Genomic DNA, 14,587 nt, shown 5'->3' with positions numbered 1-14,587 from the left:
CCCACGGCGCTGGGCTGCGGCCTGCCCGGGACGCGGGCAGGCGCCGGTCACCCGGCCAGCATCTCGGGCCCGCCCAGGATGGCGGGATCGGGCCGGCCGATCACCGCGTCGTCGCGGCCGGCAAAATCCACCGCATGCAGGATCGCCTGGATCGCCGCGATCCGCGCCCGCCGCTTGTCGTCGGCGCGGATCACCGTCCAGGGCGCGATGCCCGAATGGCTGCGCGTCAGCGTGTCGCGGATGGCGGCGGTATAGTCGTCCCATTTCGCCAGTCCGTCCACGTCGATCGCGCTCAGCTTCCACTGCTTCAGCGGGTCGCGTTCGCGTTGCAGGAAGCGGTTCAGCTGTTCGGCCCGGCTGACGTTCAGCCACAGCTTGACCAGGATGATGCCGTCGTCGACCAGGACGTTCTCGAACAGCGGCAGCTGGCGGAAGAAGGTCTCGCGCTGCGCATCGCTCGAAAAGCCGAAGACGCGCTCGACCACGCCGCGGTTGTACCAGCTGCGGTCGAACAGCGCGATTTCGCCCCGGCCCGGCAGCCAGTCGACATAGCGCTGGAAATACCATTGCCCCGCCTCGCGCTCGTTGGGCCTGGGCAGCGCCACGATATAGGCCGAGCGCGGGTTCAGGTTCTCGCGCACGCGCTCGATGGTGCCGCCCTTGCCGGCGGCGTCGCGGCCCTCGAAGATCACCACCAGCCGCTTGCCGGTGTGGATCACGTCGCGCATCAGCCGCACCAGCTGCAGTTGCAGCGCCGCCATGTGCGGGTCGTAGTCGCGCGACTTCAGCGGTGCGTCATAGGGGTAGGGCGGGTCCAGGATGGCGTCGCCCTTGGCCGCCAGCACCGCCTTGCGCACCGGCGCCGGCGCCGCCTCCTCGAGATAGCGCGAGATGGCGCCGACGAAGGGCAGGTCGGGATGGTCCTGGGTCAGGGCCTTGCTGTCCTTGCGTGCCATTCAGCCCTCTCCGATGCGGGTGATGTCGTACCAGGTCGTCTGGTAGATCTCGTTGATCCAGTTGCCGTAAAGCAGATGGGCATGGCTGCGCCAGCGGTTTGTCGGGGCCTGGGACGGGTCGTCGTCGGGGTAATAGTTCACCGGCACGTCGATGGGCTTTCCGGCCAGCACGTCGCGGTCGTATTCGTCCTTCAGCGTCGTGCTATCGTATTCGAAATGGTTGAAGACATAAAGCGCCCGGTGCGCGGGATCCTCCAGCAGGCAGGGCCCGACCTGGTCCGAGGCGATCAGCGTGCGCAGCCCCGGGCAGGCGTCCACCTCGGCCTGGCGCACCTCGGTCCAGCGGCTGACCGGGACCAGAACGTCGTCGGAAAAGCCGCGCAGATAGGGGCTGGACGGCGCCAGGTTGCGGTGCCGGAAGCAGCCGAAGGCCTTTTGCGCCAGCAGGTGCTTTTCCAGCCCGTGAAAATACCACGCCATCGCCATGCCGCCCCAGCACACGCCGAAGGTCGAATGCACATGCGTCCGGGTCCATTCGAAGACCCGCGTCAATTCGTCCCAGTAGGTCACCTGGTCGAAGGGCAGGTGCTCGATCGGCGCGCCGGTGATGATGAGCCCGTCGAACTTTTCGCCGGTCGCCTCGACCTCGCTGAAGCGGCGGTAGAAGCTTTGCAGGTGGTCGGCGGCGGTGTTGCGGCTTTCGTGGTCCGACATGCGGATCAGCTGGAAGTCGATCTGCAGAGGCGTCGCGCCGATCAGCCGGGCGAACTGGTTCTCGGTCTGGATCTTCTTGGGCATCAGGTTCAGCAGCCCGATGCGCAGGGGGCGGATGTCCTGGGTCGCCGCACGCCCCGGCGACATGACCATGACGCCTTCGTTCGACAGGATGTCGAAGGCGGGCAGGTCATTCGGAAGGGTAATGGGCATCATGCGTCCTTTCTGTCGATAGCGTCGCCGATCAGCCCGATCAGGTCCTCGGGGCTTTTGACCCCGGCGACCTCCTCGGCCAGCAGCGTCACGCCGCGCCGCGCCATCGCGGCATACCGGGGCTGGCGATGGGCCAGGGCGCGGGCATAGGTCCAGCGGATGAATGCGTCGGGATTGACCTCGTCCTCGGCCAGGCCCTTCTCGACGCGATAGGCGGTCCAGGCCCGGTCCAGGAACTCGGGCTGATAGTACATGGGCTTGGGCGCGCGGTCGAAACGGCGCACCAGCTCCTCGGTATGCGCGTCCGAGCCCTTGATCCAGACCAGCAGCAGGTCGCGTTCCAGCGCGTCCAGCACGGGGTCGGTCGCGGCGAAGGGGTCCACCACCTCGCAGACCGAGCCGCCCGAATCGCAGACGAAATGCGCCAGCCCGTAGATGTCCTGCGCCCGCCGGATGAAATGGCCGCTGTCCAGCAGCGCCGCGATCTCGGCCATGCGGTGCTGGTCCTGGCGGCGCATGTATTCCTGGAACGGCAGCCCGCCCCGTGTCTCGCTGCCGGGCTTGCCCAGGTAGGTGGACAGCGGGGCCAGGTTTTCAAAGGTGATGTTCGAGGCAATATAGACCGAATCCGACAGCAAGAGCTGGCGCAGGAACGGCACCTTCATCGCCTCGCGCTTGAAGTTGTCGGCGATCAGTTCCCCCATGTAGCGCGTGCCGATGCGGTAATCGACCGAGTAATGGAACCACGCGCCCGAGCCGCGCAGCATCGAGGCCAGATGCGTCTTGCCCAGGCCCGACATGCCAAAGAAAAGCACCCGCTTGCGCGGCGCCGCCAGCCATTCGGCCTGGGTGTTGTAAAGCATGGGCCATCCTCTCCTGGGGGCAGGGGACAGTTAGTCCTGTCACGGGCCAAGGAAAAGGGGCAGCGCAAACCGCATCCGCCGCGCCCTGGCAGATTTTGCTCCCGCGGGGGTTGCGCCTGCGGCTGCGGTCCCCATCTGGAATGCGCGGACCGGGCCCCTCTGGCGACATGATGTCGCGATGTCGGACCGCATCGAGCCTGCTCGATGCCAGCCCGGAACCGATTCCCCCCTGTCCCGGCTTGGTATTCAGCGACCAATGTGGAGCCTGACCGTGGAACCTTTCTATCTGACACTGTTTATGGGCACGCCGATCTGGCTGTGGCTCACCTTCCTTGCCCTCGTCGCGGCGCTGCTGGCCTTCGACCTCGGCGTGCTGAACCGCAAAGAGCATGAGATCGGCGTCGCCGAAAGCCTCAGGCTCTCGGCCTTCTACATCACGCTGGGCGTGCTCTTCGGGGGCTTCGTCTGGTATCAGCTGGGCGCCGAGCCGGCCGCCGAATACATGACCGCCTTCGTGGTCGAAAAGACGCTGGCGATGGACAACGTCTTTGTCATCGCGCTGATCTTTACCACCCTGTCGATCCCGCGCCGCTATCAGCACCGGGTGCTGTTCTGGGGCATCCTGGGCGTGATCGTGCTGCGCGCCATCATGATCGGCGTCGGTGCCACGCTGATCGCCGAATACAGCTGGATCCTTTACATCTTCGCCGCCTTCCTGATCCTCACCGGCTTCAAGATGCTGTTCGTGGGCGACAAGGAACATGACATGGCCTCGAACCCGGTGCTGAAGTTCCTGCGCCGCCGCATGCCCCTGACCGACGACCTGCACGGCCAGTCCTTCATCGTCAAGCAGCCCGACCCCAGGACCGGGCGCATCCGCCGCTTTGCCACGCCCCTGCTGCTGGCGCTGGTCATGATCGAGATTGCCGACGTCATCTTTGCCGTCGACTCGGTGCCGGCGGTCTTTGCCATCACCACCGACCCCTATATCGTCTACACCTCGAACATCTTCGCCATCCTCGGCCTCAGGGCGCTGTTCTTTGCGCTGGCGGCGATCATCCACCGCTTCGAATATCTCAAGCAGGCGCTGGCGATCCTGTTGATCTTCATCGGCTCCAAGGTGTTCCTGGCCGACCTGATGGGGCTCGAGAAATTCCCGCCGGCCGTGTCGCTGGGCATCACCTTCGCCATCCTCGGCGCGGGTGTCGCCTGGTCGCTGTGGCGTACGCGCGGCGACAGCCCCCCGCCGCCCTCGGGCGCCTGACCCGCGCCGGATCAGGCCCCGGATCGGCCCGACGAACGTCAAGGCGCGCGGCAGGGGACCGCGCGCCTTTTGCATCCTGCGGGCGGTGCCGCGGAAATAAATCCGTTGTAGCGCGCCGGCCACAATCGCGCTATGATCGCCCACAGACCCGGAAAACCGGGCAGCCCGGCGGGACCACCCGCAGGGCCCTGAACTTGAGGCAGTGACGGCGGTATTCCCATGACCGAGATGGTCTTTGGCACCACGCCCGTACGGGCTGGTGATCCGATTCTTCCCCGTTGGTGGCGCACGGTCGACCGATGGTCGCTGGCCTGCGTGCTGGGCCTGTTCGCCATCGGGCTGCTCCTGGGGCTCGCGGCCTCGGTGCCGCTGGCGGAAAAGAACAACCTGCCGCAGTTCTACTATGTCATCCGCCAGGCGGTGTTCGGCGGCGCGGCGATGGCGTTGATGGTCGTCGTCTCGACCTTCTCGCCGCGCCAGGTGCGGCGGATCGGCGTCCTGGGCTTTGCCATCGCGATCACGGCCATCGTGCTTCTGCCCTTCGTCGGCACCGATTTCGGCAAGGGCGCGGTGCGCTGGCTGCGGCTGCCGGGCGGCATGTCGATCCAGCCGTCCGAGTTCCTCAAGCCCTGCTTCGTCGCGATCTGCGCCTGGTTCATGGCCGCCAGCCAAGAGGTCGGCGGCCCCCCGGGCCGGGTCTATTCGGCGATCATGGCGGCCTTCGTCGTGGTGCTGCTGGCGCTCCAGCCCGACTTCGGGCAGGCCTCGCTGGTGCTGTTTTCCTGGTGCGTGATGTATTTCATCGCCGGCGCGCCGCTTCTTCTGCTGTTCAGCGTGCTGGGCGTGGCCACGGTGGGCGCCTTCTTCGCCTACAACGCGTCCGAGCACTTCGCCCGCCGCATCGACGGCTTCCTGGCCGCCGAGGTCGATCCCCGCACCCAGATCGGCTATGCCACCAACGCCATCCAGGAGGGCGGCTTCTTCGGCGTCGGCGTGGGCGAGGGCTCGGTCAAATGGTCGCTGCCCGACGCGCATACCGACTTCATCATCGCCGTCGCGGCCGAGGAATACGGCCTCATCATGGTCATCGCGATCCTCGTCCTTTACGGCACCGTGGTCGTGCGCTCGCTGATGCGGCTGCGCGACGAACGCGACCCCTTCGTGCGCATCGCGGGCACGGGGCTCGCCTGCGCCTTCGGCGTGCAGGCGCTCATCAACATGGGCGTCGCCGTGCGCCTGCTGCCGGCCAAGGGGATGACGCTGCCCTTCGTCAGCTACGGCGGCTCCTCGGTCATCGCCTCGGGCATCGCGGTCGGCATGCTGCTGGCGCTGACCCGGACCCGGCCGCAGGGCCTGATGGGCGACGTGCTGGGGCGCAGACGGGGATGACCGCGCCGCTTTGCCTGATCGCCGCGGGCGGCACCGGGGGGCACATGTTCCCCGCCCAATCCCTGGCCGAGGTGCTGCTGGCGCGCGGCTGGCGGGTCAAGCTTTCGACCGACGAGCGCGGCGCGCGCTATGCCGGCGCCTTCCCGACCCAGGTCGCGCGCGAAATCGTCAGCTCGGCCACCACGGCGCGGGGCGGGCCGCTTGCGAAACTCGCGGTGCTGCCGCGCATCGGCACGGGCATCCTGGCCGCGGCGCGCGCCATGCGCGCGGATCGGCCGGCGGTGGTGGTGGGCTTTGGCGGCTATCCGACCATCCCGGCCATGTCGGCGGCGCTGGCGCTGGGCGTGCCGCGCATGATCCACGAACAGAACGGCATCATGGGGCGCGTGAACGCGGCCTTCGCGCGCCGCGTCCAGGCGGTGGCCTGCGGCACCTGGCCCGCGCGCCTGCCGCCGGGCGTCACCGGCACCCACAGCGGCAACCCGGTGCGCCGGGCCGTGCTCGACCGCGCGGCGGCGCCCTATGCGCCCCCCGGCGACGGTGCCCTGAACCTGCTGGTGATCGGCGGCAGCCAGGGCGCGCGGGTGCTGTCGCAGACCGTGCCCCAGGCCCTTGCCGGGCTCGATCCCGACCTGCGCGCCCGCTTGCACGTCAGCCACCAGGCCCGGGCCGAGGACGCCGAACCCGTCGCCCGCGCCTATGATGCCGCCGGCATCCGGGCCGAGGTGCAGCCCTTCTTCGACGACGTGCCCGACCGGCTGGCGCGGGCGCAGCTGGTCGTCAGCCGGGCAGGGGCCTCCTCCATCGCCGACATCACCGTGATCGGGCGTCCGGCCATCCTGATCCCCTATGCGGCGGCAACGGGCGATCACCAGACCGCCAACGCCCGGGCGCTGGCCGAATCGGGCGCGGCGATCCTGCTGCCCGAATCCGTGCTTGACGCCGACAGCCTCAGGCGCGACATCCGCGACATTCTTTCCGACCCGGCCCGCGCGACCTCGATGGCAGCGGCGGCGCTGACGCTTGGCCGCCCCGACGCGGCCGCGCGCCTTGCAGATCTAGTAACGGACCTTTCCCGATGAATGCAGCGACCAAACTTCCGGGCGAGCTTGGCCCGATCCATTTCATCGGCATCGGCGGCATCGGCATGTCGGGCATCGCCGAGGTGCTGATGACGCTGGGCTACCGGGTCCAGGGCTCGGACGCGAAACGCTCCAAGATCACCGACCGGCTGGAAAGCCTCGGCGCCACCGTGTTCGAAGGCCAGCGCGCCGAAAACATCGGCGAGGCCGGCGTGGTGGTGATCTCGACCGCCATCAAGAAGGGCAACCCCGAGCTTGAGGAGGCGCGCCGCCGCGGCCTGCCCATCGTGCGCCGGGCCGAGATGCTGGCAGAACTGATGCGCCTGCGCTCGAACGTGGCCATCGCCGGCACGCATGGCAAGACCACCACGACCACGATGGTCGCCACCCTGCTGGACGCGGGCGGCTTCGATCCGACCGTCATCAACGGCGGCGTGATCCACGCCTATGGCTCGAACGCCCGCGCCGGGGCCGGCGAATGGATGGTGGTCGAGGCCGACGAATCGGACGGCAGCTTCAACCGCCTGCCGGCGACCATCGCCATCGTGACCAACATCGACCCCGAGCATATGGAGCACTGGGGCAGTTTCGACGCGCTCAGGAAGGGCTTCCAGGATTTCGTCTCGAACATCCCCTTCTACGGTCTTGCGGTCTGCTGCACCGACCACCCCGAGGTGCAGGCCCTGGTCGGCCGCACCACCGACCGCCGCGTGGTGACCTTCGGCTTCAACGCCCAGGCCGACGTGCGGGCGATCAACCTGACCTATGAAAACGGCGTGGCGCATTTCGACATCGCGCTTCAGGGCGAGGCGGTGCTGAACGACGGCGAAATCCCGGTGATCCAGGGCTGCACCCTGCCGATGCCGGGCGATCACAACGTATCGAACGCGCTGGCCGCCGTCGCCGTCGCCCGCCACCTGGGCATGAAGCGCGCCCAGATCCGCGAGGCGCTGGCCAAGTTCGGCGGGGTGGGCCGCCGCTTCACCCGCGTGGGCGAGGTGAACGGCGTCACCATCATCGACGATTACGGCCACCACCCGGTGGAAATCGCCGCCGTGCTGAAAGCCGCGCGCCAGGCCACCAAGGGCCGCGTCATCGCCGTGCACCAGCCGCACCGCTATTCGCGGCTTTCCAGCCTGTTCGACGATTTCTGCACCTGCTTCAACGAGGCCGATGTGGTCGGCATTGCCGAGGTCTATGCCGCGGGCGAGGACCCGATCCCCGGCGCGTCCCGCGACGATCTGGTCGCCGGGCTGATCGCCCACGGCCACCGCCACGCCCGCGCCGTCATCGACGAAGGCGACCTGGAACGGCTGGTGCGCGAACAGGCCCGGCCGGGCGACATGGTGGTCTGCCTCGGCGCCGGCACCATCTCGACCTGGGCCAACAACCTGCCCGAGCGCATGACCGAGAAAGCGGCATGACCGCGCTGACCCAATATCCGGGCCTCGCCTTCGGGCTGGCCCTGCTCTGGGCGGCGCTGGCCTGCCTGCTGCCGCTGGTGCGGATGCGCCGCCGTCCGCCCTGCCTGTTCGCGCTGGTGGTCTGCGGGGTTCCGGTCCTGGGCTGGCTGACGCTGATCTGCGGGCCGGGCTTTGGCGTGCTGTTCCTGGCGCTCGGCCTGTCGCTGCTGGTCTGGCCGCCGCTGGAAAGCCTGCGCCGCCGCCGCCGTCCGCACAGCACGCCCTGAAAGGGGCGCGAATTCCGGTGTACGCCCTGTGTACGCGCGGTGTACGCCCCGTGCACCCGGATCACAGCGAAAATCCCTGCGTTTGCTGGCATTCTCGCACCGCCCGCACCGGCCTGTCACCGGCCCGCAACGCCCGCCCGATTGACGCCCCGCGCAACGCCGATTAACGACCCGATCCATGACCCAGACGCTTCCCACCCCGCGCGGGGCCCTGACCCCGAACCGCCCCCTGGCCGACCTGACCTGGCTACGCGTGGGTGGGCCGGCCGACTGGCTGTTCCAGCCCGCCGACGAACAGGACCTGGCCGATTTCCTGGCCGCGCTCGACCCAGCCAGTCCGGTCTTTGCGATGGGCGTCGGCTCGAACCTGATCGTGCGCGACGGCGGCATCCGCGGCGTGGTCATCCGCCTGGGGCGCGGCTTCAACACCATTGAAATCGCTGGCGAAACCGTCACCGCAGGGGCGGCGGCGCTGGATGCCCACGTCGCTCGCCGCGCGGCCGAGGCCGGGCTTGACCTGACCTTCCTGCGCACCATCCCCGGCAGCATCGGCGGCGCGGTCCGCATGAACGCGGGCTGCTATGGCAGCTATGTGGCCGATCATCTGGTCTCGGTCCGGGCCGTGGCCCGCGACGGCGGGCTCCTCGACATTCCCGCCGCCGATCTGGCGCTGGCCTATCGCCACTCCGAACTGCCCCCGGGCTGCGTCCTGACCCGCGCCACCTTTCGCGCAAACCGCGGAGAACCCGCTGATATGGCAGCGAAAATGCAGGATCAGCTGGCGCGCCGCGACGCCAGCCAGCCGACCCGCGACCGCAGCGCCGGCTCGACCTTCCGCAACCCGGCGGGCTATTCCTCGACCGGGCGGGCCGACGATTCCCACGATCTCAAGGCCTGGTCGCTGATAGACGCGGCGGGCCTGCGCGGCCACCGTCTGGGTGGGGCGCAGATGTCGGAAAAACACCCCAATTTCCTGCTGAACGCCGGTGGCGCCACCGCCGCCGAGCTTGAGGCCCTGGGCGAACTGGTCCGCGACCGCGTCCGCGAATCCTCGGGCCACGATCTCGCCTGGGAAGTCATTCGCGTGGGCGAGCCGTAAGCCGCCGCCCCGCCAAGAAAAAACCGCGAAAAATCGCCTCTGGCGCGAAATGCCTCTTTTGTGGATGGGGCCAAGCGGCTATCCTTGTCCCCGAACCCGGATCAACCGGGACGATGAGGCAGAATTTGGCGGGCAGGGCGAGCAGTTCGGCCCCGAAAGTCGCAGTCCTGATGGGCGGCCCCTCGGCGGAACGCGAGGTGTCCTTGTCCAGCGGGCATGAATGCGCAAAGGCGCTGCGGCAGGCGGGGTATCAGGTCATCGAAATCGACGCGGGTCGCGATCTGCCGGCGCGCCTGGCCGACGCCGCGCCCGACGTGGTCTTCAACGCCCTGCACGGCCGCTGGGGCGAGGATGGCTGCGTCCAGGGCCTCATGGAATGGATGGGCCTGCGCTATACCCATTCGGGCGTCCTGGCCTCGGCCCTCGCAATGGACAAGTCCCGGGCAAAGCAGGCTTTTCGCGATGCCGGGCTGCCCGTTCTGGACAGCCTGATCGCCGATGCGGACGAGGTGCGCGCCCGCCACGTCATGCCGCCGCCCTATGTGGTCAAGCCCAATGGCGAAGGCTCCTCGGTCGGGGTCTACATCGTTCGCGACGGCGCCAACGCGCCCCCGCAGCTGTCGCCGCAGATGCCCGCGCGGGTCATGGTCGAAACCTACGCCCCCGGCCGCGAGTTGACCGTCGCGGTGCTGGACGGCAGCGCGCTCGGCGTGACCGAGATCGTGACCGAGGGCTGGTACGACTACGATGCGAAATACAAGCCCGGCGGCTCGCGCCATGTGGTCCCGGCGCAGGTCCCGGCCGAGATCGACGCCGCCTGCCGCGACTATGCCGAACGCGCGCATCATGCCCTGGGATGCCGGGGCCTCAGCCGCAGCGATTTCCGCTGGGACGATTCGCGGGGGCTCGACGGCCTCATCATCCTGGAAACCAACACCCAGCCCGGCATGACGCCCACCTCGCTTGCGCCCGAACAGGCGGCGCATGTCGGCATGGACTTTCCCGCGCTTTGCACCCGTATCGTCGAGGAGGCGCTATGCCGGGACTGAACCCCTTCGGGCCTCGCCCGGCCGAGGGCGGGGCGGCCCGTCCCGCGCCCGTCCGCCCGGTGCCCGCGCGCCCCGCGCCCAAGACGGCCGTGCGCCGCGACCCCGCGCCGTCGCGCCTGGCCTATCGGCTGAACCGGATGATGCTGCGGCCGCTGATCCGGCGGCTGGTGCGCATCGGCCTGCCGGCCTTCATGGCGGCGCTGGTCGCGGGCATCTGGCTGTCCGACGAAACCCGCCGCGCCCATCTGTCGGCGGGCATCGACGGCATCGTCGACCGCATCCAGAACCGCGAGGCCTTCCTGGTCCACAGCATGGAGATCGAGGGCGCCTCGGCGGTCGTCGACAAGGGCCTGCGCGCGATGCTGCCGGTGGACCTGCCGGCCTCGAGCTTCGACATCGACCTGGAAAGCCTGCGCGAACGCGTGCTCAAGCTGGACGCGGTCGAGGCGGTGGACCTGCGCATCAAGCCGGGCGGCATCCTGTCTGCGGTGGTGACCGAACGCGTCCCCGTCGTGCTGTGGCGCCACGCCCGCGGGATCGAGCTGCTGGACAAGACCGGGCACCGCGTCGCCTCGGCCACATCGCGGGACGTGCGGGGCGACCTGCCCATCATCGCGGGCGAGGGCGCGGACCGCGCCGCCCCCGAGGCGCTGGCGCTGCTGGACGCCGCCGGTCCCATCCTGCCGCGCCTGCGCGGGCTGGAACGGGTCGGCGAACGGCGCTGGGACGTGGTCCTGGACCGCGGCCAGCGCATCAAGCTGCCCGAGGACGGGGCCCTGCGCGCCTTTGAACGCGCCATGGCCATGGACCAGGCCCAGCAGATGCTGTCGCGCGATGTCACGGTCGTCGACCTGCGGGCCGAGGCGCGCCCCGTGGTCCGCATCGGGCTGGACGCCCAGAACGCCATCCGCCGCGCGCGGGGGCAGCAGGAAATCGGCCCGGACGGCAAGCCGATCCCGACCGAAACGACCGCCGGCAAGGCTGGAAAGACCAAGAAGAACAGCGGATAAGTCATTGTAGGGCCAGGGGATATGAAGGACATTTATCACGTTCAGCGGGCCATGCGCACCATGCGGCGTCAGGCGATGGCGCGCGGCGTCATTGCGGTCCTTGACATCGGCACGTCGAAAATCGCCTGCCTCGTGCTGCAGTTCGACGGCCCCGGCCAGTTCCGCGAGACCGACGGCGTGGGTCCGATGGCCGGCCATTCGAACTTTCGCGTGATCGGCACCGCCCACACCCGGTCGCGCGGCCTGCGCTTTGGCGAGATCGCGACCATGGCCGAGACCGAGCGCGCCATCCGCACCGTGATCCAGTCCGCCCAGAAGGCCGCGAACGTCCGCGTCGATCACGTCATCGCCTGCATCTCGGGGGCGCGACCGGCCTCGTACGGCGTCGCCGGAGAGATCCCGCTGGCGCTTGGCAAGGTGCAGGAGGACGACGTGGCTCGCGTCCTTGCCGCCTGCGACGTGCCCGACTTCGGCCGCGGCCGCGAGGTGCTGCACGCCCAGCCGGTGAACTTTGCCGTGGACGGCCGTTCGGGTCTGTCGGACCCGCGCGACCACGCGGGCGAGCGGCTGGCCGTGGACATGCATGTGCTGACCGTGGACGGCGACGCCATGGGCAACCTGGTCCATTGCATCCGCCGCTGCGACATGGAACTGGCGGGCGTGGCCTCGGCATCCTATGCGGCGGGGCTTGCCGCGCTGGTCGAGGACGAACAGGAACTGGGCGCGGCCTGCATCGACCTGGGCGGCGGCGCGACCGGCGTGTCGGTCTTCATCAAGAAGCACATGATCTTTGCCGACGCCGTGCGCTTCGGGGGCGAACTGATCACCCAGGACATCGCCAAGGGCCTGCGCATCAGCCACGCCCAGGCGGAACGGCTGAAGACCCTGCACGGCGGCGTCGAGGCCACAGGGCGAGACGACCATGAGATGATCCAGATCGGCAGCGAGACCGGCGACTGGGAAGGCGAGCGCCGCCAGATCAGCCGCGCCGACCTGATCGGCATCATGCGCCCCCGGGTCGAGGAGATCCTGGAGAAGGTGGCCGAGATCCTGGACGCGGCCGGCTTCGACTTCATGCCCTCGCGCCAGGTGGTGCTGACGGGCGGGGGCAGCCAGATCCCCGGGCTTGACACGCTGGCGGCGCGGATGCTGGGCCAGAACGTGCGCATCGGCCGGCCGCTGCGCATCCAGGGCCTGCCCCATACGGCGACATCGGCCGGGTTTTCCTCGGCCATCGGGCTTGCGCTGCTGACCGCGCACCCGCAGGACGAATGGTGGGATTTCGACATGCCCGCCGAGGCCCACCCGGCCCGCAGCCTCAAGCGCGCCTACCGCTGGTTCAAGAACAACTGGTAGGCCGACGAAGGGACCCGGCGGCGGCGGCGGGCAGCACCCGCGCCGCATGTTGGAGAATGGGCAAGATACCGCCTAGAATACCTTTCAAACACGCTACATTTTGTGCGTTTCCTGTGTTTTTCGGGTGACGCTAAGGCCAAATCTGGCTAGGCTGGCGGTCATCACGGGGATTCGACCGGACCAGTCAAAGTCCGGCACAACAACAAGGCAGGCGAACATGGAACGGCAGATCCACCTGATGCTGAACGACGACCAGGAACTGCGCCCGCGCATCACCGTCTTCGGGGTCGGTGGCGCGGGGGGCAACGCGGTCAACAACATGATCGACAAGCAGCTTGAGGGGGTCGAGTTCGTGGTCGCGAACACCGACGCCCAGGCGCTGAAATCCTCCAAGGCCGAGAATGCGATCCAGATCGGTCCCAAGGTCACCGAAGGGCTGGGCGCCGGCGCCAAGCCCTCGATCGGTGCCAAGGCCGCCGAGGAGACGATCGAGGACATCGTGGATCACCTGATGGGCGCGCACATGTGCTTCATCACCGCCGGCATGGGCGGCGGCACCGGCACCGGCGCGGCCCCGATCATCGCCCAGGCCGCGCGCGAGATGGGCATCCTGACCGTCGGCGTCGTGACCAAGCCGTTCCAGTTCGAAGGCACCAAGCGGATGCGCCAGGCCGAGGAGGGCGTCGAGGCCCTGCAGAAGGTCGTGGACACGCTGATCATCATCCCCAACCAGAACCTGTTCCGCCTGGCCAACGAAAAGACCACCTTCACCGAAGCCTTCGCCATGGCCGACGACGTGCTGTATCAGGGCGTCAAGGGCGTGACCGACCTGATGGTGCGCCCGGGCCTGATCAACCTCGACTTCGCCGACGTGCGCGCGGTGATGGACGAGATGGGCAAGGCCATGATGGGCACCGGCGAGGCCTCGGGCGAGAACCGCGCCGTGCAGGCCGCCGAAAAGGCCATTGCCAACCCGCTCCTGGACGAAATCAGCCTGAACGGCGCCAAGGGCGTCCTGATCAACATCACCGGCGGCTACGACCTGACCCTGTTCGAGATGGACGAGGCGGCCGAGAAGATCCGCGAGAAGGTCGATGCCGATGCCAACATCATCGTCGGCTCGACGCTCGACCCCTCGATGGAAGGCACGATCCGCGTCTCGGTCGTGGCGACCGGCATCGACGCCTCGGCGGCCGAGATCCCCGCGCCCCGCCGCGGCATGCGCGAGCCGCTGACCCAGACCCCGCCCGTCGCCCAGAAGGTCGAGGACGAGCCCGTCCCCGCCCGCCGCGTGGTGATGACCCAGGCCGAACCGCAGCCCGCGCCGCGCGTCCAGCCCTCGACCGCCCGCTATGACGAAGACGACATGCCCCGCCCGGCCTATCAGCCCGAGGCGCGCCAGCCCGCCCAGTCCACCAGCGACGCGCTGGGGGCGGATTCGGGTGCCTTCGTCGCGCCCCGCCGCGCCGCCCAGAACCCGGGCGCGCCGTCGGACGCGGTGATGCAGCGGCTGGCCGCCGCCGTGCAGAAGGCGCCCGAGCGTCAGGCTGCCGCGCAGGGCCGTCAGGCCGCCCCCGCACAGGCCCAGCAGCCCGAGTCGAACCGCCTGCAAAGCCGCATGGGCGGGCTCAGCCGGATGCTCGAGCGCATCTCGGGCCACGCCGAGCAGACCGAAAAGCCCGCCGCCTCGACCATTGCCGAGCGCGTGAACGAACGCGTCCAGGCCCGTCGCAATGGCGGTTTCGATGCCGGCTTCGACGATCTGGCCAGCCCCGAGCGGTCCGACGAGAACGTCGAGATCCCCGCGTTCCTGCGCCGTCAGGCGAACTGATCCGATCACAAGTTTTTCGGACACGATCATCAGGGACCGCTTCGGCGGTCCTTTTTTATTGGGTATTTTCA

General features: G+C 68.8%; 13 protein-coding genes. 10 read left to right on the top strand and 3 right to left on the bottom strand.

All coding sequences use genetic code 11. The features are described 5' to 3' along the window. Positions 1–47: 47 nt before the first annotated feature. From ppk2 to BU28_RS0101270, 3 genes are read right to left on the bottom strand one after another with little or no spacing between them, the layout of a single operon-like run. Positions 48–956 carry a polyphosphate kinase 2 gene (gene ppk2 / locus BU28_RS0101280; RefSeq protein ID WP_051577663.1) on the bottom strand — a complete coding sequence of 303 codons (909 nt, stop codon included), beginning with the start codon at positions 954–956 and terminating at the stop codon, positions 48–50. Beyond that, on the bottom strand, positions 957–1,883 hold the full coding sequence (locus BU28_RS0101275; RefSeq protein ID WP_028717832.1) for a homoserine O-succinyltransferase: 927 nt from the start codon (positions 1,881–1,883) through the stop codon (positions 957–959). Then, a complete protein-coding gene (locus BU28_RS0101270) occupies positions 1,883–2,746 on the bottom strand; it encodes a hypothetical protein (RefSeq protein WP_028717831.1) in 864 nt (287 codons plus the stop codon). The genes BU28_RS0101275 and BU28_RS0101270 overlap by 1 nt, the downstream gene beginning before the upstream one ends. 271 nt (positions 2,747–3,017) lie before the next feature. Here BU28_RS0101270 and BU28_RS0101265 point away from each other — a divergent pair, with 271 nt between their 5' ends. From BU28_RS0101265 to ftsZ, 10 genes are all read left to right on the top strand, one after another. After that, a complete protein-coding gene (locus tag BU28_RS0101265; protein WP_028717830.1) occupies positions 3,018–4,010 on the top strand; it encodes a TerC family protein in 993 nt (330 codons plus the stop codon). 219 nt (positions 4,011–4,229) lie between these two features. Then, entirely contained in the window at positions 4,230–5,399 is a 1,170-nt protein-coding gene (locus BU28_RS0101260; RefSeq protein WP_028717829.1) for an FtsW/RodA/SpoVE family cell cycle protein, read from the top strand. Further along, positions 5,396–6,481, top strand: coding sequence for a UDP-N-acetylglucosamine--N-acetylmuramyl-(pentapeptide) pyrophosphoryl-undecaprenol N-acetylglucosamine transferase (locus BU28_RS0101255; RefSeq protein WP_028717828.1), 1,086 nt, complete (start codon positions 5,396–5,398; stop codon positions 6,479–6,481). The genes BU28_RS0101260 and BU28_RS0101255 overlap by 4 nt, the downstream gene beginning before the upstream one ends. Next, entirely contained in the window at positions 6,478–7,905 is a 1,428-nt protein-coding gene (murC, locus tag BU28_RS0101250) for a UDP-N-acetylmuramate--L-alanine ligase (protein ID WP_028717827.1), read from the top strand. Before BU28_RS0101255 ends, murC begins: the two co-directional genes overlap by 4 nt. Continuing rightward, positions 7,902–8,171, top strand: coding sequence for a DUF2484 family protein (locus tag BU28_RS0101245; RefSeq protein WP_028717826.1), 270 nt, complete (start codon positions 7,902–7,904; stop codon positions 8,169–8,171). The genes murC and BU28_RS0101245 overlap by 4 nt, the downstream gene beginning before the upstream one ends. Before the next feature lie 178 nt (positions 8,172–8,349). Continuing rightward, positions 8,350–9,270: a UDP-N-acetylmuramate dehydrogenase gene (murB, locus tag BU28_RS0101240; RefSeq protein ID WP_028717825.1), complete on the top strand. Its 921-nt coding sequence runs from the start codon at positions 8,350–8,352 to the stop codon at positions 9,268–9,270. Positions 9,271–9,383: 113 nt separating this feature from the next. Next, positions 9,384–10,319 (top strand): D-alanine--D-alanine ligase, encoded by a 936-nt coding sequence (locus BU28_RS0101235; protein ID WP_051577662.1) that lies wholly within the window; start codon positions 9,384–9,386, stop codon positions 10,317–10,319. Further along, positions 10,307–11,329: a cell division protein FtsQ/DivIB gene (locus BU28_RS0101230; RefSeq protein ID WP_028717823.1), complete on the top strand. Its 1,023-nt coding sequence runs from the start codon at positions 10,307–10,309 to the stop codon at positions 11,327–11,329. The genes BU28_RS0101235 and BU28_RS0101230 overlap by 13 nt, the downstream gene beginning before the upstream one ends. Before the next feature lie 21 nt (positions 11,330–11,350). Beyond that, positions 11,351–12,685 carry a cell division protein FtsA gene (ftsA, locus tag BU28_RS0101225; protein ID WP_028717822.1) on the top strand — a complete coding sequence of 445 codons (1,335 nt, stop codon included), beginning with the start codon at positions 11,351–11,353 and terminating at the stop codon, positions 12,683–12,685. 217 nt (positions 12,686–12,902) lie between these two features. After that, positions 12,903–14,516, top strand: coding sequence for a cell division protein FtsZ (ftsZ, locus tag BU28_RS0101220; protein WP_028717821.1), 1,614 nt, complete (start codon positions 12,903–12,905; stop codon positions 14,514–14,516). The last annotated feature ends 71 nt before the right edge of the window (positions 14,517–14,587 follow it).

Origin of the sequence: Paracoccus yeei ATCC BAA-599 (genome assembly GCF_000622145.1) — a bacterium.
In the GTDB taxonomy this organism is placed as follows: Bacteria; Pseudomonadota; Alphaproteobacteria; order Rhodobacterales; family Rhodobacteraceae; genus Paracoccus; species Paracoccus yeei.
This window is presented reverse-complemented; position numbering and strand designations above follow the sequence as displayed.

What these genes read in the sequence shown, in the direction of transcription:
- ftsA (WP_028717822.1), top strand. Translation starts at nt 11,351, where the DNA reads ATGAAGGACATTTATCACGTTCAGCGGGCCATGCGCACCATGCGGCGT.
- ppk2 (WP_051577663.1), bottom strand. Translation starts at nt 956, where the DNA reads ATGGCACGCAAGGACAGCAAGGCCCTGACCCAGGACCATCCCGACCTG.
- murB (WP_028717825.1), top strand. Translation starts at nt 8,350, where the DNA reads ATGACCCAGACGCTTCCCACCCCGCGCGGGGCCCTGACCCCGAACCGC.
- BU28_RS0101275 (WP_028717832.1), bottom strand. Translation starts at nt 1,883, where the DNA reads ATGCCCATTACCCTTCCGAATGACCTGCCCGCCTTCGACATCCTGTCG.
- BU28_RS0101255 (WP_028717828.1), top strand. Translation starts at nt 5,396, where the DNA reads ATGACCGCGCCGCTTTGCCTGATCGCCGCGGGCGGCACCGGGGGGCAC.
- BU28_RS0101235 (WP_051577662.1), top strand. Translation starts at nt 9,384, where the DNA reads ATGAGGCAGAATTTGGCGGGCAGGGCGAGCAGTTCGGCCCCGAAAGTC.
- murC (WP_028717827.1), top strand. Translation starts at nt 6,478, where the DNA reads ATGAATGCAGCGACCAAACTTCCGGGCGAGCTTGGCCCGATCCATTTC.
- BU28_RS0101270 (WP_028717831.1), bottom strand. Translation starts at nt 2,746, where the DNA reads ATGCTTTACAACACCCAGGCCGAATGGCTGGCGGCGCCGCGCAAGCGG.
- BU28_RS0101260 (WP_028717829.1), top strand. Translation starts at nt 4,230, where the DNA reads ATGACCGAGATGGTCTTTGGCACCACGCCCGTACGGGCTGGTGATCCG.
- BU28_RS0101245 (WP_028717826.1), top strand. Translation starts at nt 7,902, where the DNA reads ATGACCGCGCTGACCCAATATCCGGGCCTCGCCTTCGGGCTGGCCCTG.
- ftsZ (WP_028717821.1), top strand. Translation starts at nt 12,903, where the DNA reads ATGGAACGGCAGATCCACCTGATGCTGAACGACGACCAGGAACTGCGC.
- BU28_RS0101230 (WP_028717823.1), top strand. Translation starts at nt 10,307, where the DNA reads ATGCCGGGACTGAACCCCTTCGGGCCTCGCCCGGCCGAGGGCGGGGCG.